The 20,525-nt window shown below is 72.6% G+C and carries 16 protein-coding genes; 5 read left to right on the top strand and 11 right to left on the bottom strand.

Translation table 11 applies throughout. From position 1 onward, the window contains the following. Window positions 1-334 precede the first annotated feature (334 nt). The 3 genes from ispG to dxr form a co-directional block, all read right to left on the bottom strand. A complete protein-coding gene (gene ispG / locus KGD84_RS06415) occupies window positions 335-1,495 on the bottom strand; it encodes a flavodoxin-dependent (E)-4-hydroxy-3-methylbut-2-enyl-diphosphate synthase (RefSeq protein WP_220565213.1) in 1,161 nt (386 codons plus the stop codon). A 326-nt stretch (window positions 1,496-1,821) separates the two neighbouring features. Then, a complete protein-coding gene (locus KGD84_RS06410) occupies window positions 1,822-3,183 on the bottom strand; it encodes a M50 family metallopeptidase (protein WP_220565212.1) in 1,362 nt (453 codons plus the stop codon). Window positions 3,184-3,204: 21 nt separating this feature from the next. Then, window positions 3,205-4,452: a 1-deoxy-D-xylulose-5-phosphate reductoisomerase gene (gene dxr / locus KGD84_RS06405; protein WP_220565211.1), complete on the bottom strand. Its 1,248-nt coding sequence runs from the start codon at window positions 4,450-4,452 to the stop codon at window positions 3,205-3,207. Between the two features lie 306 nt (window positions 4,453-4,758). Here dxr and KGD84_RS06400 point away from each other — a divergent pair, with 306 nt between their 5' ends. Both KGD84_RS06400 and KGD84_RS06395 read left to right on the top strand, forming a co-directional pair. Then, entirely contained in the window at window positions 4,759-6,402 is a 1,644-nt protein-coding gene (locus tag KGD84_RS06400; protein ID WP_220565210.1) for an alpha/beta fold hydrolase, read from the top strand. Window positions 6,403-6,664: 262 nt separating this feature from the next. Further along, on the top strand, window positions 6,665-7,702 hold the full coding sequence (locus KGD84_RS06395; RefSeq protein WP_220565209.1) for a trypsin-like serine peptidase: 1,038 nt from the start codon (window positions 6,665-6,667) through the stop codon (window positions 7,700-7,702). 102 nt (window positions 7,703-7,804) lie between these two features. On the opposite strand, the gene KGD84_RS06390 is transcribed toward KGD84_RS06395, so the two are convergent. Next, entirely contained in the window at window positions 7,805-9,229 is a 1,425-nt protein-coding gene (locus KGD84_RS06390; RefSeq protein WP_220565208.1) for an aldehyde dehydrogenase family protein, read from the bottom strand. Between the two features lie 155 nt (window positions 9,230-9,384). On the opposite strand from KGD84_RS06390, the gene KGD84_RS06385 reads away from it, so the two are divergent. From KGD84_RS06385 to KGD84_RS06375, 3 genes are all read left to right on the top strand, one after another. Further along, window positions 9,385-9,810, top strand: coding sequence for a hypothetical protein (locus KGD84_RS06385; protein WP_220565945.1), 426 nt, complete (start codon window positions 9,385-9,387; stop codon window positions 9,808-9,810). A 128-nt stretch (window positions 9,811-9,938) separates the two neighbouring features. After that, window positions 9,939-11,702 (top strand): coiled-coil domain-containing protein, encoded by a 1,764-nt coding sequence (locus KGD84_RS06380; protein WP_220565206.1) that lies wholly within the window; start codon window positions 9,939-9,941, stop codon window positions 11,700-11,702. 24 nt (window positions 11,703-11,726) lie between these two features. After that, a complete protein-coding gene (locus KGD84_RS06375) occupies window positions 11,727-12,620 on the top strand; it encodes a 3-methyladenine DNA glycosylase (RefSeq protein ID WP_220565569.1) in 894 nt (297 codons plus the stop codon). Between the two features lie 286 nt (window positions 12,621-12,906). Here the strand turns inward: KGD84_RS06375 and KGD84_RS06370 are convergent, their stop codons facing one another. The 7 genes from KGD84_RS06370 to KGD84_RS06340 all read right to left on the bottom strand — a co-directional run bounded on the left by KGD84_RS06370 (window position 12,907) and on the right by KGD84_RS06340 (window position 20,514). Next, window positions 12,907-13,272 carry a thiol-disulfide oxidoreductase DCC family protein gene (locus KGD84_RS06370; protein ID WP_220565203.1) on the bottom strand — a complete coding sequence of 122 codons (366 nt, stop codon included), beginning with the start codon at window positions 13,270-13,272 and terminating at the stop codon, window positions 12,907-12,909. Between the two features lie 179 nt (window positions 13,273-13,451). After that, window positions 13,452-14,216, bottom strand: a complete 765-nt coding sequence (locus KGD84_RS06365) for an LPXTG cell wall anchor domain-containing protein (protein WP_220565202.1) — start codon at window positions 14,214-14,216, stop codon at window positions 13,452-13,454. 246 nt (window positions 14,217-14,462) lie between these two features. Beyond that, window positions 14,463-15,563, bottom strand: coding sequence for an ABC transporter ATP-binding protein (locus KGD84_RS06360; RefSeq protein ID WP_220565201.1), 1,101 nt, complete (start codon window positions 15,561-15,563; stop codon window positions 14,463-14,465). After that, window positions 15,560-16,627, bottom strand: a complete 1,068-nt coding sequence (locus KGD84_RS06355) for an ABC transporter ATP-binding protein (protein WP_220565199.1) — start codon at window positions 16,625-16,627, stop codon at window positions 15,560-15,562. The genes KGD84_RS06360 and KGD84_RS06355 overlap by 4 nt, the downstream gene beginning before the upstream one ends. A gap of 2 nt (window positions 16,628-16,629) precedes the next feature. Further along, entirely contained in the window at window positions 16,630-17,679 is a 1,050-nt protein-coding gene (locus KGD84_RS06350) for an ABC transporter permease (protein ID WP_220565198.1), read from the bottom strand. Then, a complete protein-coding gene (locus tag KGD84_RS06345; RefSeq protein ID WP_220565197.1) occupies window positions 17,679-18,683 on the bottom strand; it encodes an ABC transporter permease in 1,005 nt (334 codons plus the stop codon). The genes KGD84_RS06350 and KGD84_RS06345 overlap by 1 nt, the downstream gene beginning before the upstream one ends. 163 nt (window positions 18,684-18,846) lie before the next feature. Beyond that, the gene (locus tag KGD84_RS06340) at window positions 18,847-20,514 is read right to left on the bottom strand and encodes an ABC transporter substrate-binding protein (RefSeq protein WP_220565196.1); all 1,668 of its coding nucleotides are present in this window, start codon (window positions 20,512-20,514) and stop codon (window positions 18,847-18,849) included. Window positions 20,515-20,525: the final 11 nt, after the last annotated feature.

Genomic DNA, 20,525 nt, shown 5'->3' with positions numbered 1-20,525 from the left:
CAGCAACGGTAACCGCGTTACCTGGGTAACATGACCCACATTCATTGCGTCTATCCGGAATGCGCGCGCGGAACATGCGTCCCAGCGCAAGAAAACGCACATCGACGTGATGGATGCCACACTAAATCACGCTGTGTGATGACACACGGGTGACCTGCACGTATACGGGAAACTCCCCTTCCCGAACGGTCCCGCCGCCCGGCGCCGCCCCACCCCGGGGCCCTCTCCCCACCCGGTCGACGCGCGCCGGACCGGCACCTGCTGGGCTCCCCCGGACGGGGAACACGAACGGCCGCGCCCCGACTGGGGCGCGGCCGTGGTGTGGATGCGGGTGTCAGCCCGCGACGGCGACGGTGGGCTCGCCCGGCTCGACCCCGGCCTCGCCCATCTCCTCGGCGATCCGCATGGCCTCCTCGATCAGCGTCTCCACGATCTTGGACTCCGGCACCGTCTTGATCACCTCGCCCTTGACGAAGATCTGCCCCTTGCCGTTGCCCGAGGCCACACCCAGATCCGCCTCACGCGCCTCGCCCGGACCGTTGACCACACACCCCATCACCGCCACCCGCAGCGGCACCTCCAGGCCCTCCAGCCCGGCGGTGACCTCCTCCGCCAGCGTGTACACGTCCACCTGGGCGCGCCCGCAACTGGGGCAGGAGACGATCTCCAGGCCCCGCTCGCGCAGGCCCAGCGACTCCAGGATCTGCGTGCCGACCTTGACCTCCTCCGCCGGCGGCGCCGACAGCGAGACGCGGATGGTGTCGCCGATGCCCTCCGCGAGCAGGGCGCCGAAGGCCACCGCGGACTTGATGGTGCCCTGGAAGGCGGGGCCGGCCTCGGTCACCCCCAGGTGCAGCGGGTAGTCGCAGGCCGAGGCGAGCTGGCGGTAGGCGTTGACCATGACGACCGGGTCGTTGTGCTTGACCGAGATCTTGATGTCGCGGAAGCCGTGCTCCTCGAACAGGGAGCACTCCCACAGCGCGGACTCCACCAGCGCCTCGGGGGTGGCCTTGCCGTACTTGGCGAGCAGCCGCTTGTCCAGGGACCCGGCGTTGACGCCGATGCGGATCGGCACCCCCGCGTCCCCGGCGGCCTTGGCGATCTCGGCGACCTTGTCGTCGAACTTCTTGATGTTGCCCGGGTTGACGCGCACCGCCGCGCAGCCGGCGTCGATGGCCTGGAACACGTACTTGGGCTGGAAGTGGATGTCGGCGATCACCGGGATCTGCGACTTCTTCGCGATGATCGGCAGGGCGTCGGCGTCGTCGTTGGTGGGCACCGCGACCCGGACGATCTGGCAGCCCGAGGCGGTCAGCTCCGCGATCTGCTGCAGGGTCGCGTTGATGTCGGAGGTGCGGGTGGTGGTCATGGACTGCACGGACACCGGCGCGTCCCCGCCCACGGGGACGTTGCCGACCATGATCTGCCGGGTCTTGCGCCGGGTCGCCAGCGGGCGCGGCGGGGTGGCGGGAATGCCGAGATCGACGGTCGTCACGCTTGATTCACCTCGTCTGCCGCCGGAGGGAGGGGCGGCACTTGGAATTTCGTCCGGTTCACAGAGAAGGCGCCCGGCGCGCTGCGCGGAGCCACGACCGGGGAATCGACGCCTGTGCGGGGCGGCCGTGCGGGACGTGCCGCCGTTCCCGGATCGCGCACCCAGGTTACCCGCACCCCGGGGGGTGCCTCGCATCACACGGAACCCCCGCATCGGGGCGGATCCCCGCAGACCGGGCGGGGTCCGGCCGAAGGCGGCCGAGCCCGGCCCGGATGCGCGCGGCGGGTGCCCGGGCCGGCCGCGGTCCGCGGCCGGCCCGGGCCCGGTCAGCCGAACAGGCGGACCGGGTTGAACAGGTCGGCGATCAGCAGCACCACGCTGAACGCCAGGAAGCAGGCCACCACGATGTAGGCGACCGGTGTCAGCATGGCCACGTCCACCGGGGCCGGCTCCGGCCTGCGGGTGAGCCTGGCCCAGCCGCGCTTGATCCACTCCCAGATGGCCCCCGCCATGTGCCCGCCGTCCAGCGGCAGGATCGGGAGCATGTTGAAGGCGAACAGGAAGAGGTTCACGCCCGCCAGCATCTGGATCATGATCGAGGCGGTGTCGGCGATGGGCAGCCCCTGGGCCATGATCTCGCCGCCGATGCGGGAGATGCCGACGATGCCCACCGGCGAGTCCGCGGTGCGCTCCTCGCCGAGGAAGGCGGCGGCGAACACCCCGGGGATCTTCGACGGCAGCGCGATGAGCGCCTCGCCGACGCCGATCATCATGTTGCCCATCTCCCCGGCCGACTCGGCGAGGGTGAGCGGGGCGCGCTCGGTGGCGAAGATGATGCCCAGGAACCCGACCGTCTCCATCTTGTAGACGGGGAAGCCCTGCTCGTCGGTGATCTCGTCGCCGTCGGCGTCGGTCTCGTAGATGAACTCGCCCTCGGCGTCGCGGGCCGGGAGCTCGTTCTCGATGATGTCGACGGTGAGCGGGAGCCGCTCCCCGTCGCGCTCCACCACGATCTCGGTGGGCCCCAGGGAGGAGCGGATGAGCTGGTTGGCGTCGTTCCACTCGGGGGTGGGCTGTCCGTCGACCTCGACGATGACGTCGCCGGGCCGCAGGCCCGCCTCGTTGGCGGGGGTTGGCGGCAGCCCCTCGCAGGAGTCGACCCGGCTCTCGGCCTCGGCGGAGACCACGCACTCGTTGACCACCGCGATCTGGGTGGTCTGCTGCGGGACGCCGATGCCCATGAAGAGGACGCCGAGCAGGATGGCCGCCAGGACGACGTTCATCCCGGGCCCGGCGAACATGACGATGAGGCGCTTCCAGGGCGCGCGCTGGTAGAACTGCCGGTCCTGGTCCTGCGGCCCCAGCTCCACGTAGGAGGCCTCGCGGGCGTCCTCCGCCATGGCGCGCCAGCGGGAGAGCTTGCGGCCGCTGTCGTCGGCGGTCTTCCGCGCCGGAGGCATCATCCCGACCATGCGGACGTAGCCGCCCAGGGGGACGGCCTTGACCCCGTACTCGGTCTCACCGCGGCGGAACGACCACAGGGTCTTGCCGAACCCGACCATGTACTCGGTGCACTTGATGCCGAACAGCTTGGCGGTGCCCAGGTGGCCGAGTTCGTGCCAGGCGATCGAGAACAGCAGCCCCAGAACGAACAGGACGATCCCGACCACGGTCAGCAGCAGGACCATGCATCTCTCCCTACACCGGTGTCAGGCCCGGCGTGCGACCAGTTCGCGCGCTCGGATACGGGCCCATCCGTCAGCGGCGTACACGTCGTCGAGGGTGAGGCCCCCTGGTCGCTGGGACGCCTCACCGGGGCGTTCCGTTCGCTGATGCTCAGAGACTACCCGCGCGACGGTGTCCAGGATCGCCGGAAACGCGAGGTTTCCAGCGAGGAAGGCGTCGACGGCCTCCTCGTTGGCGGCGTTGTACACGGCCGGGGCGGTGCCGCCCGCCTCGCCGACCTCGCAGGCCAGCCGGACGGCGGGGAAGGCCTCGTGGTCCAGGGGCTCGAAGGTCCAGGTCTGGGCCCTGGTCCAGTCCATGCCGGGCGCGGCGTCGGGGACGCGGTCGGGGGCGCTCATGCCGTAGGCGATGGGGATCATCATGCTGGGCGGGCTGGCCTTGGCGATGGTGGACCCGTCCACGTACTCGACCATCGAGTGGACGATCGACTGCGGGTGCACGACGACGTCGATGCGGTCGAAGGGGATGTCGAACAGCAGGTTGGCCTCGATCACCTCCAGGCCCTTGTTGAGCAGGGTCGCGGAGTTGACGGTGATGACCGGGCCCATGCTCCAGGTGGGGTGGGCGAGCGCCTCGGCGGGGGTGACGCCCTCCAGCTCCTCGCGGCGGCGGCCGCGGAAGGGGCCGCCGCTGGCGGTGACGACCAGGCGGCGCACCTCGTCGCGGCGGGCGGTGACGTGCCCCTGGGCGAGGCTGCGCAGCTCCTCGTCGGGCAGGTGGGGGAAGCACTGGGCGATGGCGAAGTGCTCGGAGTCGACCGGGACGATCTGGCCGGGCCGGGCCAGGTCGCGGACCAGCGGCCCGCCGATGATGAGGGACTCCTTGTTGGCCAGCGCCAGGGTGCTCCCGGCGCGCAGCGCGGCCAGCGTGGACTCCAGGCCCAGGGCGCCGGTGATGCCGTTGAGGACGGTGTCGCAGGGCTCGGCGGCGAGCTCGGCGACGCCCTCGGGGCCGGCGAGCACGGTGGCGGTGGAGCCGTGCCCGGCCAGGGCGCGGCGCAGTTCGTCGGCCTTGGCGGGGTCGGCGACGGCCACCCGTGGGACGCCGAACTCGGCGGCCTGCTTGGCGAGCAGGTCCACCCGGCCGCCCCCGGCGGCCAGGCCGACGACGCGGAAGCGGTCGGGGTTGCGGTGGACGAGGTCCAGGGCCTGGGTGCCGATCGAGCCGGTGGAGCCGAGGAGGACTACGGTTCGCTGCTGTTCTTGTCGCACGTCCCCATTGTCGCCCAAGCGGGGCACCGCCGCCGGGGCCTGTGGACGAACTGTCAGGTCCGCGGGACCGGACGCGGGAGCCGACCCGCGGGTCGAGGGGAAGCGCGGTGTCACGGGGGCTTTACAAGCGGCGCCAGCTGTCCTAACTTAACCGGTGGGTAAGTTACCTCACAGTTACTTGCGACCCCCGTCACCCCCCATTCCTCCTGCGCACCGGCCTCCCCGGTCGGCACTCCCCCGATGGCCTCGGCGGCGCGACGACCCATCGGAAACCTCCCGTCCCTGCTCCCCCGAGGTTCCCGACACATGCCTTCCCAGACCCCGCGTCCCTCTCCCCCGCTCCGCCGCCCCGCCCTCGTCCGGCTGCTGTCCGGGCTCGCGGCGGCCGTACTGGCCGCGGTCCTGCTGACCCCGGCACCGGCCGCCGCGGCGATCGGCTCCGAGATCCGCTACGTGACCATCACCAGCCACGACGGCACCGAGATCAAGGCCAAGGTCATCACGCCCACCGGCGTCGAGGGCCCGCACCCCCTGCTGGTCATGCCGTCCGCCTGGGCCACCCCGCACCTGCTGTACGTGGGCGCCGGGGCCCGGCTCGCCCAGGAGTCCGGCTACCAGGTCGTCACCTACTCCTCGCGCGGCTTCTGGGACTCCGGCGGCGCCATCGAGGTGGCCGGCCCCGAGGACCGGGCCGACGCCAGCGCGGTCATCGATTGGGCCCTGGAGAACACCGACTCCGACCCCGAGCGCATCGGCATGGCCGGGATCTCCTACGGCGGCGGCATCAGCCTGCTCACCGCGGCCGAGGACGACCGGATCAAGGCGGTGGCCTCGCTCAGCGGCTGGGCCGACCTCCGGGAGTCGCTCTACCCCAACGAGACGGTCGACGTGCAGTCCGCCGAGCTGCTGCTGGGCGCCGCCGCGCTGACCGGCCGCAAGGGCGAGACCCTCCAGAACGTGGAGCGCGCCTACCGGCGCGGGGACATCCAGCCCGCCCTGGACATGGCCCCCGACCGGTCGGCCGCCACCAAGGTCGACCGGCTCAACGCCAACGGCACCGCCGTGATGATGGCCCACGGCTGGAACGACGGCATGTTCCCGGTCGGGCACATCACCGACTTCTACGGCGAGCTGACCGGCCCCAAGCGGCTCATGATCGCCCCCGGCGACCACGCCACCCAGGAGATCTTCGGCGCGGCCGGGCTGCCCGACGAGATCTGGGCGGGGGTCGGCGACTGGTTCGACCACCACCTCAAGGGCGAGGACAACGGCGTGGACACCGCCGACCCGGTGATGGTCAAGCCCAACAACGGGCGCGGGACCTGGACCTCGTACCCGGACTGGGAGTCGGTGACCGGCGGCGAGCAGACCTTCTACCTGGGCGAGCCCAGCACGGACTGGGCCCGCTGGCAGAACAGCGGCGCCATGGGCGCCGACCCCGACACCGGGTGGGACTACCGGGTGCGCACCGGGATCGGCACCACCGCGGAGAGCGGGACCGTGATGCTGAGCGGCGCCCTCCAGCAGTTCTTCGACGTGCCCACGGGGGTGCTGCTGCCCACCGTGGACCGCTACCGGGCCGGGGTGTGGACGAGCCCGGCCTACCCGGACGGCGCCCGGGTGGCGGGCACCCCGGAGGCGACGTTCACGTTCACGCCCACCGCGAGCACGCAGTCGGTGTTCGTGTACCTGTACGCGATCGACGCCGGCGGCCGGGGCGCCCTGCTCTCGCACGCCCCCTACACACTGCGCGACGCGAGCCCGGGCGCACCGGTGACGGTGACGACCGAGCTGTCGCCGGTGGTGTGGGACGTGCCCGCCGGGCACCGGCTGTCCGTCGTGGTGGACACCCGCGACCTGCGCTACGACAGCAAGAGCACGATCGGGAACCGGGTGACGGTGTCCTCCCCCGAGGCCGAGCCCACCCGGGTGACCATTCCCTTCTCCTGATCCCGGACACCGGCCCCCGACCGCTCCGGCGGGGCCCGCGTCGCCGAAACGGCACCGACGCGAACCCCGCCGGGTGCGTGACCGGAAAGCGGGTCGCCCGACCGGCGGCGCGCCGCACCACTCCCGCGGCACGGCGCGACCGCCCGGGCCGCCTCCGATACGGCCCCCGTATCGGAGGCGGCCGTCCGCGTTTTCCCGAAAACCCCTGGACACAAACTCAAAGTAGTCATGTGATTACTTCATGTGTGCAAAAATGCGGTCCATGACCTCGTCCACCGCGCACAAACTCCTGGCCGCCCTCGCCGCGGCGGCCCTCTCCGTCGGCGGCCTCGCCTACGCCGACCGGATGCCCGACCCCGCACAGGCCGGAACCGTCCCCGAACGCCTCCAGGAGGCGCACACCGCCCTCTCCGAGGCCGACGGGGTGGTGCGGCTGAGCGCGGCGGTCACCGAGGACCAGCAGCGGGCCGTGCTGTCCTACTGGACCCCCGAGCGCATGGCCGCCGCCCGCCCCATCACCGAACTGCTCGACCGGACCCTGTCCGGCGCGCAGGGGGTGGTCCCCCGCCCCGAGGCCGAGCACCAGGCGGCCCCGCGCGACGACAGCACCGGGGAGAGGTGGACGGCCGGGGGCCGGGTCGTGCGCACCACCGGCAAGGTGTTCCTGACCATGGACGGGCGCGACTTCACCTGTTCGGCCTCGGTGGTGGACGCCCCCAACGGGAGCACCGTCGTCACCGCCGGGCACTGCGCCAAGGACGGGACCGGCTCCTGGGCGCGCAACTGGACGTTCGTGCCCGGCTTCGACGACGGGTCCTCGCCCTACGGCCGCTACACTGCCCGCGACCTGCTGGTGTCGCCGGAGTGGTCCAAGCGGGCCGACGACAGCTACGACCTCGCGGTCGCGGTGGTGAACACCGCCGACGGCAGGACCGTGCAGGACCGGGTCGGCTCCCAGCGGATCGCGTTCGACACCTGGACGGACACGCGGGTGCGCAACGGGGTGCAGGTGTACTCGTTCGGGTACCCGGCGGCCTCCCCGTACAACGGCCGGGAGCTGCACTACTGCTCGGGCCGCACCCGCGCCGACACCGGCGGGACCACCGCCAACGGGATGCGCTGCGGGATGACCCAGGGCTCCAGCGGCGGGCCGTGGCTGACCGGGTTCGACCCCGCCACGGGGGTGGGGACGGTGTCCTCGGTGGTGAGCTTCAAGTACGCCGACGACCGGCGGACCCAGTACGGGCCGCGGTTCGGCGACGAGGCCCGCAGGCTGTACGAGCACGCGTCCGGGGCGTAGGCCCCGGCGCCGCCCCCCGCACGGACGGACCGCGGCCGCGGCCGCGGTCCCCGTACGCCGACGGCTCCCGCCCGGCAGTGAGCGGGAGCCGTCGGCGGCGGCTCACAGGCTGATGCCGGTGAGCACCAGGACACGCTCGTAGGTCAGGTCCGTCATGGCCGCGCGCACGCCCTCGCGGCCCACGCCCGAGCCCTTGACGCCGCCGTAGGGCATCTGGTCGGCGCGGAAGGTCGGCACGTCGCCGATGATCACGCCGCCCACCTCCAGCTCCCGGTGGGCCCGGAACGCGGTCGGCAGGTCGCGGGTGAACACACCCGCCTGGAGGCCGAAGTCGCTGTCGTTGACCGCGGCGAAGGCGGCGTCGGTGTCGGCGACCCGCTGGAGCACCAGCACCGGGCCGAACACCTCCTGGCGCATCACGCGGCTGTCGGCGGGGGCGTCGGCCAGCACCGTCGGCGCGACGGTCACACCGTCGCGGGTGCCGCCGGTGAGCAGCTTCGCGCCGCCCGCCACGGCCTCCTCCACCCACTCCTGGACGCGGACCGCGGCGGCCTCGTCCACCAGCGGGCCCACGTCGGTGCCCTCGTCGGCGGGGTCGCCGGTGCCCAGCGCCTCCACCTTCTCGACCAGGCGCGACACGAACTCGTCGTACACGGCGCCGGTGACGACGACCCGCTGCACGCCGATGCAGACCTGGCCCGCCTGGTTGTTGCCGAACAGGGCGACGCGCGAGGACGCCCAGTCCAGGTCGGCGTCGTCGAGCACCACGGCCGCGGCGTTGCCGCCCAGCTCCAGGGTGACGTGCTTGTGCGGGGCCCGCTTCTGGATCTCCCAGCCGAACGCGCCGCCGGTGAACGAGATGACCGGGAGGCGGGCGTCGTCGATGAGGCGGCCGGCCAGGTCGTTGGGCATCGGCAGCACCGACACGGTGCCCGCGGGCAGGTCGGTCTCGGCGATGATCTCGCCCAGCAGCAGCGCGGTCATCGGGGTGGCCGGGGCCGGCTTGAGGATGATGGGGGCGCCGACGGCGATCGCCGGGGCGATCTTGTGGGCGACCAGGTTCAGCGGGAAGTTGAACGGCGAGATCCCGAGCACCGGGCCGTGCGGGACCCGGCGGACCAGGGCCATCCGGCCGGTGCCGCCGGCGTCGGTGTCCAGGCGCTGGAGCTCGCCGCTGTCGCGGCGGGCCTCCTCGGCGGCCCAGCGGAACACGGACACGGCGCGGGCGGCCTCGACGCGGGACCACTTGATCGGCTTGCCGCTCTCCGCGGTGATCGTCTGCGCGATCTCCTCGGCGCGCTCGCCGATGCGGCGCGAGATGTGGTCGAGGGCGGCGGCCTTGGCGTGCGCGGGCAGGGCGGCGGCCTGGGCGGCCGCGGCGTGCGCGGCGGCGACGGCCTGCTCGACCTGGTCGGCGGTGGGCACGGAGACGCGGCCCGCGACCTCGCCGGTGTAGGGGTTGACGACGGTGAGTTCGCTGTCGCCGGTCGCGGCGGTGCCGGCCAGCCAGAACGGGTGCGTGGACATGGAAGGGACGCTAGTACCCGGGCCCCGCCCCCGCCTTGTCCAGACTTGCCAGGCGGGCGCCGCGGATTGGCCGCAATGGAGCATGTCGGCCCCCTCTTCTAGGGTCGTCCCACAGGACACACCTCGCACACCCGCACCCGAAGGAAGGCCGGCCCATGGGAGTCTCCCTCTACTACAGCGCCGAACGCGACACCCCGCTGACCGGGGACGAGCGCGCGACGATCGCGCGCCTGGCCTCCGAAGGGGAGGAGGCCCTGCGGGAGGAGGCCCTGGAGCTGTTCCCGGCCTGGCACGCCTCGGGTGAGATGCCCGAGGAGTACCGGTCGCCGGCGGAGGTCTTCGAGGGGCTGTTCCTCTACTCCGAGGAGCACCTCCACGGGGCGCAGGTGCTGGCCGGGTCCAGCAAGGTGCCGCCGCCCGCCTGCGGGTTCGAGCCCCTCTTCGCCCAGCTGCGCCACTACCTGGACGCCCTGGGCAGGATGCGCCGCGCCCTGCCCGGCGCCCGGTGGCACGTGCACATCGACGACGCCGAGATTCCCTGGACCGAGGACGGGTACACCCTGGGCGACGGGACCCCGTGAAGACCACCTCCGGTCGCCCGACTGGCGCCGGGGTGCTCTTTCGTACACAGTGGTGATGAGGGCCCTACCGGCTCGTTCGGGTCGGGTCCTCGGGTCCGCCGCCGACGACGGAAGCCCGGGAGTGCCCATTGCCGCTTGTCTACCGCACGCTCATCGCGGTCCCGGAGGACCAGGGGGACCCCATCGCCACCGCGTCGGCCGTGCTGTCCCGGTGGCTGAGCAAACGGGGGAACTCCGGAGCGCGGGTGGACTTCACCGCCTCGGGGCGCTACGAACTGAGCAACCGCTCCCGGGCCCTGGTCGTGCGGCACGACAACCCCGAGGAGGGCCTGTCCTTCCTGCGGCTGACCACCGAGTCCGACAAGCCCGACGGGGTGTGGCGGACGGTCGTCACCGTCGTCGTGGACCCGGAGCTGGCACCGTGGCGGTACCTGTGGCTGGACATGGCGGTGGACACCGCGGGCGCCTCCGAGCAGCCCCGGCTCGACATCATGCCGCCCGAGGCCGCGCGGATGCTGCTGGACGCCCTGCCCGCGCACGACGGCGGGCACCGGATCCCCCCGGTGCCGGTGATCGTGCGCGGCCGCGACGACACGCTGATGGACGCGCTGGTGTCCGCGATCCGCGACCCGGAGCGAAGACTCGCGGTCCTGGCGACCGGCGCCCCCGGCGACGTCACCGTCGCGGACTGGCGCACCGCGATGGCCGCAGCCCTGTCCCGGTGCACCGGGATGGGGTCGGTGTACGTGCTGGACTCCGCCGCCCAGGAGCGGATCGTGCACCTGCTCCCGGAGGGGATGGACATCCCCTCCGGCGGGGTGCGGACCTTCTTACCCGGGACGGGGGGCGACCCCTCCCGGCACCCCCGGATGAGCCCGAGCACCCTGGACACCGCCCGCGACGGGGAGCGCATCCGCAACTGGGTGGGCGCGGCGCTGTCCCGGCGGGTGCGCGAGAACGCCCTGGACATCGACCTGCCCGGCCCCCTGCGCGCGGTGGACGCCCTCCTGGACGAGGAGACCGAGGACCTGCGCCGCGCCCCCTCCCCCGAGACCGGCGTGTCCCCGGGCGTCGCCGGGGCGCACCCGGCGGGCGAGTCCGGGCAGGCCGCGGACCTGGCGGCCGCCCAGGAGGTCAAGGCCCTGGAGCTCCAGGTGCAGCGCCTCAAGGAGGAGGTCACCCGGCAGGGCGAGCGGATCGGCGAGCTGGCCGAGGAGCGCCGCCAACTGCTGGCCGAGACCGCCGACCTGGCCGAGGAGCTGGACGAGGAGCGCGGGCGGCTGCGCGGCGCCCGCTACGAGGTGCGGTGGCTGCGCGAGCAGGCCCGCGAGGCCGGGCTGTTCCGGCTGGCCGCCGCCCCCGCACCGCGCGACCCGGCCCTGCGCCCGCCGCGCAGCGTGTCCGAGCTGCTGGAGCGGATCACCGACGACACCGCGCTGCCGCACCTGTACTTCACCATCGAGGACCAGACGGTCTACGAGCTGTCCGACAGCCGCAAGGAGTCCCTGTGGGTGACCCGGGCCTGGGAGGCCCTGATCGCCCTCAACGACTACGCCCGCTACCAGTTCGACAACCCCGACCGGGGGCTGGGGTTCCACTCGTACCTCAAGGAGAACCCCGACGGGTACCGGGTGATCCCGGTCAAGCGGCTGGCGTCGCAGGAGTCGGACCACGTCCGCAACCGGGGCAAGCTCAACGAGAAGCGCTTCTTCCGGGTGCCGGAGGACGTGCACCCCGCCGGGCGGGTGCCGATGTACGCGCACATCAAGCTCGACATCGAGTACGGGATCTGCCCGCGGCTGTACTTCTTCCCCGACCTGGGGCCCGGGACCACCAACCGGGTGTACATCGGGTACCTCGGGCGCCATCTGCCCGTGCAGCAGTCCAACTGACCGCCGCGTACCCTGGGGCCCGTGATGGGAACGGACACCGGGGCCGTGCGGGCCGTGGAGGTACTGGCGGAGGACGCGTGGCGCGAGCGCGCCCGCCGCCACGAGGAGCGGGTGGACGCGCTGACCGCCGACCACCTGCGGCGCCGCCGTGCGGGCGAGCGCCACCCGGTGGAGGACTTCCTGTTCACCTACTACAACCTCAAGCCCGCCCGGCTGCGACGCTGGGACCCCGGGGTGGGCACGGTGCTGGCCGGGGAGGGCGCGCGCGAGCGGCTGTCGGAGCGGTTCGCGGCGGCCGTCCCCGAGGGGGTGGGCCTGGACGCGGCCGCGTTCCTGGCGGCCCGGCCGGTGGTCGGCTTCGTGGAGGGGCTGCTGTCGGCGGTCGCCTCCCGGGACGCCCACCTGGGGTGCTTCGGGCTGCACGAGTGGGCGATGGTGTACCGCACCCGGGAGGTGCGACACGGGCAGGTGCCGCTGCGGCTGGGGGCCGAGGGGACCGACCGGGTGGTGGAGTCGCACCGGATCCGGTGCTCGCACTTCGACGCGTTCCGGTTCTTCACCGAGCCGGCCCGGCCGCTCAACACGCTCCGGCCGACCCGGGAGACACAGGTCGAACTGGACCAGCCGGGCTGCCTGCACGCCAACATGGACCTGTACAAGTGGGCGTACAAGCTGTCCCCGGCGGTGCCGTCGGAGCTGGTGGTGGACTGCTTCGAGCTGTCCCGGGAGATCCGGGAGCTGGACATGCGGGCCTCACCCTACGACCTGCGGGAGTGGGGGTACGCGCCGGTGCGGATCGAGACGGCCGAGGGCAAGGCCGAGTACATGCGCCGCCAGGAGGGGTTCGCCGAGCGCGGCGCGGTGCTGCGCGGGCGGCTACTGGACGTCTGCCGCGCCCTGCGCGAGGCCGTCGCCTAGCGCCTGTTCTTGAACGCTCTCCGGTGCTTCCTGGGGTTTCGTGAGGCGCCCGGTGGGGTCCTGGAGGCCCGGAGGAGACGTCCTCGAGGAAAGCCTGTGGCCGTAGGCCATCCGTTGAGGGCGGTGGCGGGCGACGGGCGGGCGAGGATGTCGACGCAGGGCCGAAGGTTCCCACCCTCGGGGGGCGCCGAACAAGGTGACCGGGCTGCGGCCGCAGGCCGTCCGTTGAGGGCGGTGGCGGGCGACGGGCGGGCCGAAGCGCAGCGGAGGTTCAAAAAAGCACAGCCTAGGGGCGGGGCAGCGCGCAGGAGGCGGTGCCGCCGGGCAGGCGGTAGCGGTTGGCGGCCACCCACCGGTAGGCGAGGCGGTTGGCCGAGCGCAGCAGCGGCAGCCGCATCAGGCGGCCGACGGGCCGCAGCAGGGGCCGGGAGGACAGCAGCACCTCGGCGACCGCGTCGCCGCCGCTGAAGCGGCGCCCGTCGGGGTGGACCACCCAGGCGGCCTCGGAGGTCTGCTCGGGGGTGAGGCCGAGGGCGTCGAGGTCGGTGTCCTGCCAGGCCGCGAACTCCGTGCGCGCACCCAGCCGGTCCCGCGCCAGCGCGACCATGCGCTTGCAGAAACCGCAGTCGTCGTCGTACAGGAACACTGCCATCGCACTCTCCTGGCGGATACGGGCCCGGCGGGCGGGCCTGCCCCTCCCCTGCGGCGGGGTTCCGCCGCCGGGGAGGGGTCACATCCGGCCCCTACCCGGTCGGGGGCCGGCGAAGCAGGAGGGGGGCGAGGGGTGCGCCACGTTCGCGGCGCACCCCTGCGCTCCTCGGGTCCGACCCCCTACTGGAGCCTGCGCTTGCGGCCGAAGTAGATCGCGGCACCGCCGCCGGCGGCCGCGGCCGCGCCGGCGGCGACGAGCCCGGCGATGGCGGAGCCGGTCAGGGGCAGGCTCGGCTCCTCACCGGCGGGGGCGGTGGGCTCGTCCGACGGGCCGGGGGTGGCGGGTCCGGTCGGGTCCACGGGGGTCTCCGGTTCGGTCGGCTCCACCGGGGTCGCGGGGCCGGTGGGCTCGACCGTGGGCGGGTCGGCGGGCTCGGGGCTCTCCGGCGGGGTGGAGGGCTCGCCGCCGGGCGACGGGGAGGGCTCCGGGGAGGGCTCCTCCTCGGAGCACTCGACCTTGAAGACCTTGTGCTTCGCGGCGTTGCTCTGCTGGCCCTCGAAGGTCCACTCCAGGCGGTAGTGGCCGTCGTCGAGGGTGAGCAGTTCGGTGCTCCCCGCGCCCTCGCCGTCCAGTTCGAGCCCGCCCGACAGGACGACCTCGCGCTCGGAGGGCTTGCCGCCCTGGGTGAGGATCTCCCAGGTGACCTCCTGGGCGGGGTCGAACCCGTGGCCCACGACCTGGAACTCGCAGACCTTGGGCTCGTTCCGGTCGTCCTCCTCCGGGGTCTGCGGGGAGTGGATCTTGACGGTGCCGTTGTCGCCGGGCGGGGCGAAGGGCGCGGACGCGAAGGCCGGGGCGGCGGCCCCGAAGGCCAGCCCCGCGGCGAGCACGGAGACGGCGATGACACGGGGCGCGCGGGCACCCGGACGGAAGTCGGGGGACAAAAGGGTCTCCTGGGGACAGAGATTCTTCCGGTAGGCGGGGATACCGGAGATACAGGACAAGCCGAATATAGCCAATTGTCCGATTGGAAACCCTTCCCCCCTGGTCACGAAGTCGCACCGGGATCCGTGACCGAAACCCCGGGCGGCGCACGAGGCCGGGAGTCCCCGCCCGCGGGAGGATCCGCGGGCGGGGGCGGACCGGGTCCGGCGGCGGGCGCGCTCTCCCCGCCCGCCGCCGGCCCGGGGTCATCCCGCGGAGCCGTGCACGATGCGCTCGGCGCGCTCCTCGCTCGGCAGGATCTCCCCCGACAGGATCCTCTCCGCGTGGTGGCAGGCCACCCGGTGCGCGCCGCCGTTGATCGGCCGCAGCTCCGGGCGCTCCGTGTCGCACAGCTCCTCCTGCCGCCAGGGGCAGCGGGTGTGGAACCGGCAGCCGGGGGGCGGGTCCACGGGCGAGGGCAGGTCGCCCGCCAGGAGGATGCGCTCGCGGGTGTCCTCCACCGTCGGGTCGGGGACGGGCACCGCGGACATCAGTGCCCGGGTGTAGGGGTGCAGCGGCGTCTCGTAGAGGTCGTCGCTGGGCGCCTCCTCCACCAGGGACCCCAGGTACATCACGCCCACCGTGTCGCTGACGTGGCGGACCACCGCCAGGTCGTGGGCGATGACGAGGTAGGTCAGGCCCAGCTCCTCCTGGAGCTCCTCCAGCAGGTTGAGGACCTGCGCCTGGATGGACACGTCCAGCGCCGACACGGGTTCGTCGCAGATGATGAGGTCGGGCTCCAGCACCAGGGCGCGGGCGATGCCGATGCGCTGGCGCTGGCCGCCGGAGAACTCGTGCGGGTACCGGTCCAGCGCCTTGGAGGACAGCCCGACGCGCTCCAGCGCCCCCACGACCCGCCTCCGCCGGTCGGCCCGCGTGGCCTCCCTGCGCTCCGCGGCGCTCATCGACGCGGCCTCCTCCGCGGAGGGGCCGCCGATGCCGTGGGTCTCCAGCCCCTCCATGAGGATGGAGCCGATGTTCTGCCGGGGGTTGAGGCTGCCCAGCGGGTCCTGGAAGACCATCTGGAGGTTGCGGCGCTCGCGGCGCATCTCCTCGCCGCCCAGCGTGGCCAGGTCGCGGCCGTCGTGGACGACGGAGCCGGAGGTGATGTCGACCAGGCGCAGCACCGCCCGGCCCAGGGTGGTCTTGCCGCAGCCGGACTCGCCCACCAGGCCGTAGGTGCTGCCGCGTTCGATGCTCAGGCTGACGCCGTCCACCGCGTACACGTGGCCGACGGTGCGGTCGAACACGACGCCCCGTCTGATCGGGAAGTGGACCTTGAGGTCCTCGATCCGCAACAGGCTCATGCGCTCTCCTCCTCGTCGCCCACCACGGACGGGCTCTCCAGAACGGCCCGGTCCACCAGGTCGGCGTGCCGGACGGGGTTGACGCAGCGGTGCGCGTGGGCGCCGTCGGCGCCCGAGACGACCAGCTCCGGCGGCCCCTGGAGGCAGTCCAGGGTGTAGTGGTCGCAGCGGGGAGCGAACGCGCACCCGTCGGACCAGGCGATGTTGTCGTTGACCGACCCGCGGATCGGGGTGAGCGGTTCGCCGCGCGGGGCGTCGAGCCGGGGGATCGACCCGAGCAGGCCCACCGTGTAGGGGTGGGTGGGGTCGGCGAACAGGGGCGCGCGGGGGGCGGTCTCCACCGCGCGCCCCGCGTACAGGACGTTGATGTCGTCGCACAGGCCCGCCACCACGCCCAGGTCGTGGGTGATCATGAGCAGGGCGGTGCCCTCCTCGGTGACCAGGTCCTTGAGGAGTTCGAGGATCTGGGCCTGGATGGTGACGTCCAGCGCGGTGGTGGGCTCGTCGGCGATCATCACCCGGGGGCGGCAGGCCACCGCCATGGCGATGAGGGCCCGCTGGCGCATGCCGCCGGAGAGCTGGTGCGGGTACTCCTTGAGGCGCCTCCTGGGGTCGGGGATGCCCACCCGGTACAGCAGGTCGGCGGCCTCCTTCTCGGCGGCCGATCCGCGCAGGCCCCGGTGCCGGGTGAGGATCTCGGTGACCTGGCGGCCGATGGGGACCACCGGGTTCAGGGAGCTGAGCGGGTCCTGGAAGATCATCGCCAGCTGTGAGCCGCGCAGGTCGCGCATCCGCGCGGGGGACAGCCCGAGCAGGTCGACCTCGGTGTCGCCGGTGCGCAGGACGGCGGAGCCGCCGACCCGCACGCCGCGGGAGGGCAGCAGGCCCATCAGGGCCAGCGAGGTGACGCTCTTGCCGCAGCCGGACTCCCCCACCAGGCCGGTGACCCGGCCCTCCTCCAGGGTGAAGGAGACCCCGTCCACGGCCCGGACCTCGTCGGAGCCGCGGCCGCCGAACACGACGGACAGTTCTTCGACCGCGAGCAGCGGTGTGCTGGAACCCATGCTTACTTCCTCAGCTTCGGGTCGAGGGCCTCGCGCATCGCCTCACCGAGCAGGGTGAAGCCCAGCGCGGTGACGATGATGGCCAGCGCCGGGTAGACGGCCAGCTGGGGAGCGCTGGAGAGGAACCGCTGCGCGTCGGCGAGCATCGTCCCCCACTCGGGGAAGGACGGGTCGGGGTTGCCCAGGCCCAGGTAGGACAGGGCCGCCGCGTCGATGATGGCGGTGGCCAGGGTGAGCGTGGACTGCACGATGACCGGCCCCAGGGAGTTGGGCAGGATGTGCGTGAGGGCGATCTTGTGGGTGCGCACGCCCAGCGCCCGGGCGGCGAGCACGTAGTCGCGGTTGCCCTGGGCGATCATCGCGCCGCGCAGCAGGCGGGCGAAGACCGGCACCTGGGCGATGCCGACCGCGAGCATGACCGTGGTGAGGCTGGCCCCGATCAGGGCCGCCACGGTGACCGCCAGCAGCAGGGTGGGCAGCGCCAGCATCATGTCGATGACGCGCATGATGACGTTGTCGACGACCCGGCCCCAGCGCCCGCCCAGGGTGGCCGCGGCGCCGGCGGTGCCGCCGATCAGGGCCCCGACGCCGAACCCGACCAGGGTCGCCACGACACCGACCAGGAGGGTCTGGCGGGCGCCGATCACCATGCGGGAGAACTGGTCGCGGCCCAGGTTGTCCAGGCCCAGCCAGTTCTCGGCCCGCGGGCCGACGAAGATGTTCTGGTTGGGGAAGACCTCCCCGCCCCAGGTCTGCGCGGTGGCCGAGTAGGGGGCGATGAGCGGGGCGAGCAGGGCGATGAGGACGAACACGGCGACGATGACCGCGCCGGAGATCGCCATCGGGCTGCGGCGCAGGCGGCGGAACGCGGTGCGCCAGATGCCCGCGCCGCCGGAGCCGTCGTCGCGGGGGCCCATGAGCTCCGCGAGCCGGTCGATCCTGTCGGCCCTGCGGGTGAGCAGGGAGGTGCCGCCCCCGTCCTGGCGGGCGGGGCCGGTGTCCGGGGTCCCCGGGTCGTCCGACGGGTTCTGCGCGTTGGGTGTCGTCGGCATCACTGGGCCCGCACTCTCGGGTCGAGGAGGCTGTAGGAGATGTCCACCAGCAGGTTGATCAGCACGTACATGGTGGCGATGAGCAGGATGAACCCGGTCAGGACCGGGTAGTCACGGGTCTGGGTCGCCGCGTACACGAACGAGCCGACGCCGGGGAACGCGAACACGCTCTCGGTGAGGACCGCGCCGGCGAACAGGCTGCCGGTGAGCAGGCCGATGGCGGTGACCACCGGCAGCATCGCGTTGCGCAGCACGTGGCGGCCGCGGACCGTCCGGCGGTACAGGCCCTTGGCGTTGGCGGTGCGCACGTAGTCCTCGTCCAGGACCTCCAGGACGCTGGCCCGGGTCATCCGGACGATGACGGCCAGCGGGATGGAGGCCAGCGCCAGGCCCGGGAGCACCAGGTGCATCAGGGCGTCCCACACGACGTCGAGTTCGCCCGTGCGCAGGCCGTCGAGGATGACGAACCCGCTCAGGTCGGTGCGGCTCAGCCCCGGGGAGAGCCGGAACGCCGACGGGAACAGGCCCAGGCGTTCGGCGAAGACCACCTTCAGGATGAAGGCGAGGAAGAACACCGGCGTGCAGATGCCGAGCAGGGAGCCGCCGACGGCGGCGAAGTCGAGGATCCCGCCGCGGCGGCGGGCGGCCAGGTAGCCGAGCGGGATGCCGACGGCGACCGCGATGAGGATCGCGGTGACCGACAGCTCGAACGTGGCCGGGAAACGGGTGAAGAACTCCTCCATGACCGGCTGCCCGGTCTGCAGGGAGGTCCCCAGGTCCCCCTGGAGGATGTTGCGCAGGAACCGCACGTACTGGACGGTGAGGGGTTCGTCCAGACCGAGGGCGCGACGCAGCTGGGCCCGCTGCTCGTCGGTCGCGTCGTCGGGGAGGAGGGCGTACTCGGGCCCGCCGGGTAGGCGTTGGAGCCAGATGAACAACAGGATCGACAGACCGCCCAGGGTCGGGATCAGTTGCAGAGTACGCCTGACGATGAAACGCAGCACTTCGCCGCCTTTCGCCAGTGGAGGGTGAGGCTTCCCCCGCCCGGGCGGGGGCGGGGTCGACATGGACGGGGCCCGGCCGACCGGGGGACGGATCGGCCGGGCCTCCCCCTCCCGCGGTGCGGGAGGCGGTCTTCCGAGGCCCCGGGTCACGGGGCCGTGCGGGTCACTCCTTCCAGGAACCCTCCGAGAAGTCCTCCTGGGTGAGCGGGCTGACGTTCGGCGGGTTCACGTTCTCCGCGAACACGATGGACGGCGGGGAGCTGGAGATGGGCAGGCCCGGCAGGATCTCCATGATCTGCTCGTTCAGGCCCTGGTAGGCGGCGATGCGCTCCTCGGTGTCCGGGTTGGAGCTGGCCTCGGCCATGGCGTCGAACAGCTCGGGCTCGTCCATGCCCCAGGCGTCGTTCTTCACGGAGAACCAGGTGCCCAGGAAGTTGTAGGCGTCGTTGTAGTCGCCGGTCCAGCCCAGCAGGTACAGGGAGCACTCGCCGCTGTCGGTGTTGGGGACGTACTCGGTCCACTCGAAGGACTTCGGCTCGACGGTGACGCCGACGCTCTCGAGGTCCTGGCTGATGACGTCGAAGATGTCGCGCGGGGCGGGCATGTAGGGGCGGGTGACCTCGGTCGGGTAGCAGAAGTCGAGGGTGAGGTCCTCCTGGCCCGCCTCGGCCAGCAGCTCCTCGGCCTTCTCCGGGTCGTAGTCGTAGGTGGTGACGTTCTCCGACCAGCCGTCGAGGGTGTTCGGGTGGAACTGGGTCGCCACCTCGCCGCCGGCCGGGAGGATGGTGTCGACGATGCGCTGGCGGTCGACGGCGTGGGCCAGGGCCTGCCGGACCCGGATGTCGGCCAGCTCCTCGCTGGTCTCCTGCTGGAAGGCCAGGTAGAGGACGTTGAAGACGTCGCGGGTCGGGACCTGGAAGCCGGCCTCGGTGAGGGGCTCGACGTCGGCCGGGGCGACCAGGTCGTAGCCGTGGATGTCACCGGCCTCCAGGGCCTGGCGGCGGGCCGTCTCGTCGGGGATGGCGCGCAGGATCATGGTCTCGAACCCGGCGGGCTCGCCCCAGTAGTCGTCGAAGCGCTGGAGCGTGACCTCGGCCTGGTCGCGGTTCCAGGCCTGGGCCGTGAACGGGCCGGTGCCCGCGATGGCGCCCGGCTCCCTGGTGTACTCGGGCAGGGTGTAGCTGCCCTCCTCACCGGTGATCTCGGCCTCGGCGATGGTCTCCAGGCTGGTGGGGCTCAGGATGCCGAACGCCGCGAGGCTGAAGCCGCCCGGGAAGATGGAGGAGTACTCCGAGATGGTGATGACGGCGGTGAGCTCGTCGGTGGCCTCACAGGAGACGTAGCGGGACTCGGGCAGCCCCTCGTCCTCGTTCTCCGCGAAGCCGCCGAAGATGGCCTGCCAGTAGTAGGAGTTGTTGGAGCTCTGCCAGGCACCGGAGAGGTTGTGCCACCGGTCGAAGTTGGCGCAGACGACCTCGGCCGTCAGCTCGTCGCCGTCGTGGAAGACGACGCCCTCGCGGAGGTGGAACGTCCACTCGGTGCCGTCCTCGGACTGTTCCCAGGTCTCGGCGAGGCCGCCCACGATCTCGCTGCCGCCGGATTCGTGCTCGAGGAGGGTCTCGTAGACCTGGCGGCTGTAACGGAAGGTCTCCCCGTCGCTCGCGAGGAACGGGTCGAGGGATTTGATGTCGCCCGCGGATCCGAATACGAACGGCGCGGAGGAGTCGCCTTCGGGGTCCCGCTCACTCTCCGCGCACGCTGTCGCCAACAGCATCACGGACACCGCCGCGGCCAGGAGGGCCGCCGGTTTCCTGGAAGTCTTCGTGAACATGTCCACCTCTG

The sequence above is a fragment of the Nocardiopsis changdeensis genome (assembly GCF_018316655.1).
GTDB lineage: Bacteria > Actinomycetota > Actinomycetes > Streptosporangiales > Streptosporangiaceae > Nocardiopsis > Nocardiopsis changdeensis.
Note: the sequence above shows the minus strand (reverse complement) of the source record. Positions and strands in the feature narration are given on the sequence as shown.

What these genes read in the sequence shown, in the direction of transcription:
- KGD84_RS06395 (WP_220565209.1), top strand. Translation starts at nt 6,665, where the DNA reads ATGACCTCGTCCACCGCGCACAAACTCCTGGCCGCCCTCGCCGCGGCG.
- KGD84_RS06360 (WP_220565201.1), bottom strand. Translation starts at nt 15,563, where the DNA reads ATGAGCCTGTTGCGGATCGAGGACCTCAAGGTCCACTTCCCGATCAGA.
- KGD84_RS06375 (WP_220565569.1), top strand. Translation starts at nt 11,727, where the DNA reads ATGGGAACGGACACCGGGGCCGTGCGGGCCGTGGAGGTACTGGCGGAG.
- KGD84_RS06340 (WP_220565196.1), bottom strand. Translation starts at nt 20,514, where the DNA reads ATGTTCACGAAGACTTCCAGGAAACCGGCGGCCCTCCTGGCCGCGGCG.
- KGD84_RS06390 (WP_220565208.1), bottom strand. Translation starts at nt 9,229, where the DNA reads ATGTCCACGCACCCGTTCTGGCTGGCCGGCACCGCCGCGACCGGCGAC.
- KGD84_RS06410 (WP_220565212.1), bottom strand. Translation starts at nt 3,183, where the DNA reads ATGGTCCTGCTGCTGACCGTGGTCGGGATCGTCCTGTTCGTTCTGGGG.
- KGD84_RS06400 (WP_220565210.1), top strand. Translation starts at nt 4,759, where the DNA reads ATGCCTTCCCAGACCCCGCGTCCCTCTCCCCCGCTCCGCCGCCCCGCC.
- KGD84_RS06385 (WP_220565945.1), top strand. Translation starts at nt 9,385, where the DNA reads ATGGGAGTCTCCCTCTACTACAGCGCCGAACGCGACACCCCGCTGACC.
- KGD84_RS06355 (WP_220565199.1), bottom strand. Translation starts at nt 16,627, where the DNA reads ATGGGTTCCAGCACACCGCTGCTCGCGGTCGAAGAACTGTCCGTCGTG.
- KGD84_RS06370 (WP_220565203.1), bottom strand. Translation starts at nt 13,272, where the DNA reads ATGGCAGTGTTCCTGTACGACGACGACTGCGGTTTCTGCAAGCGCATG.
- KGD84_RS06350 (WP_220565198.1), bottom strand. Translation starts at nt 17,679, where the DNA reads ATGCCGACGACACCCAACGCGCAGAACCCGTCGGACGACCCGGGGACC.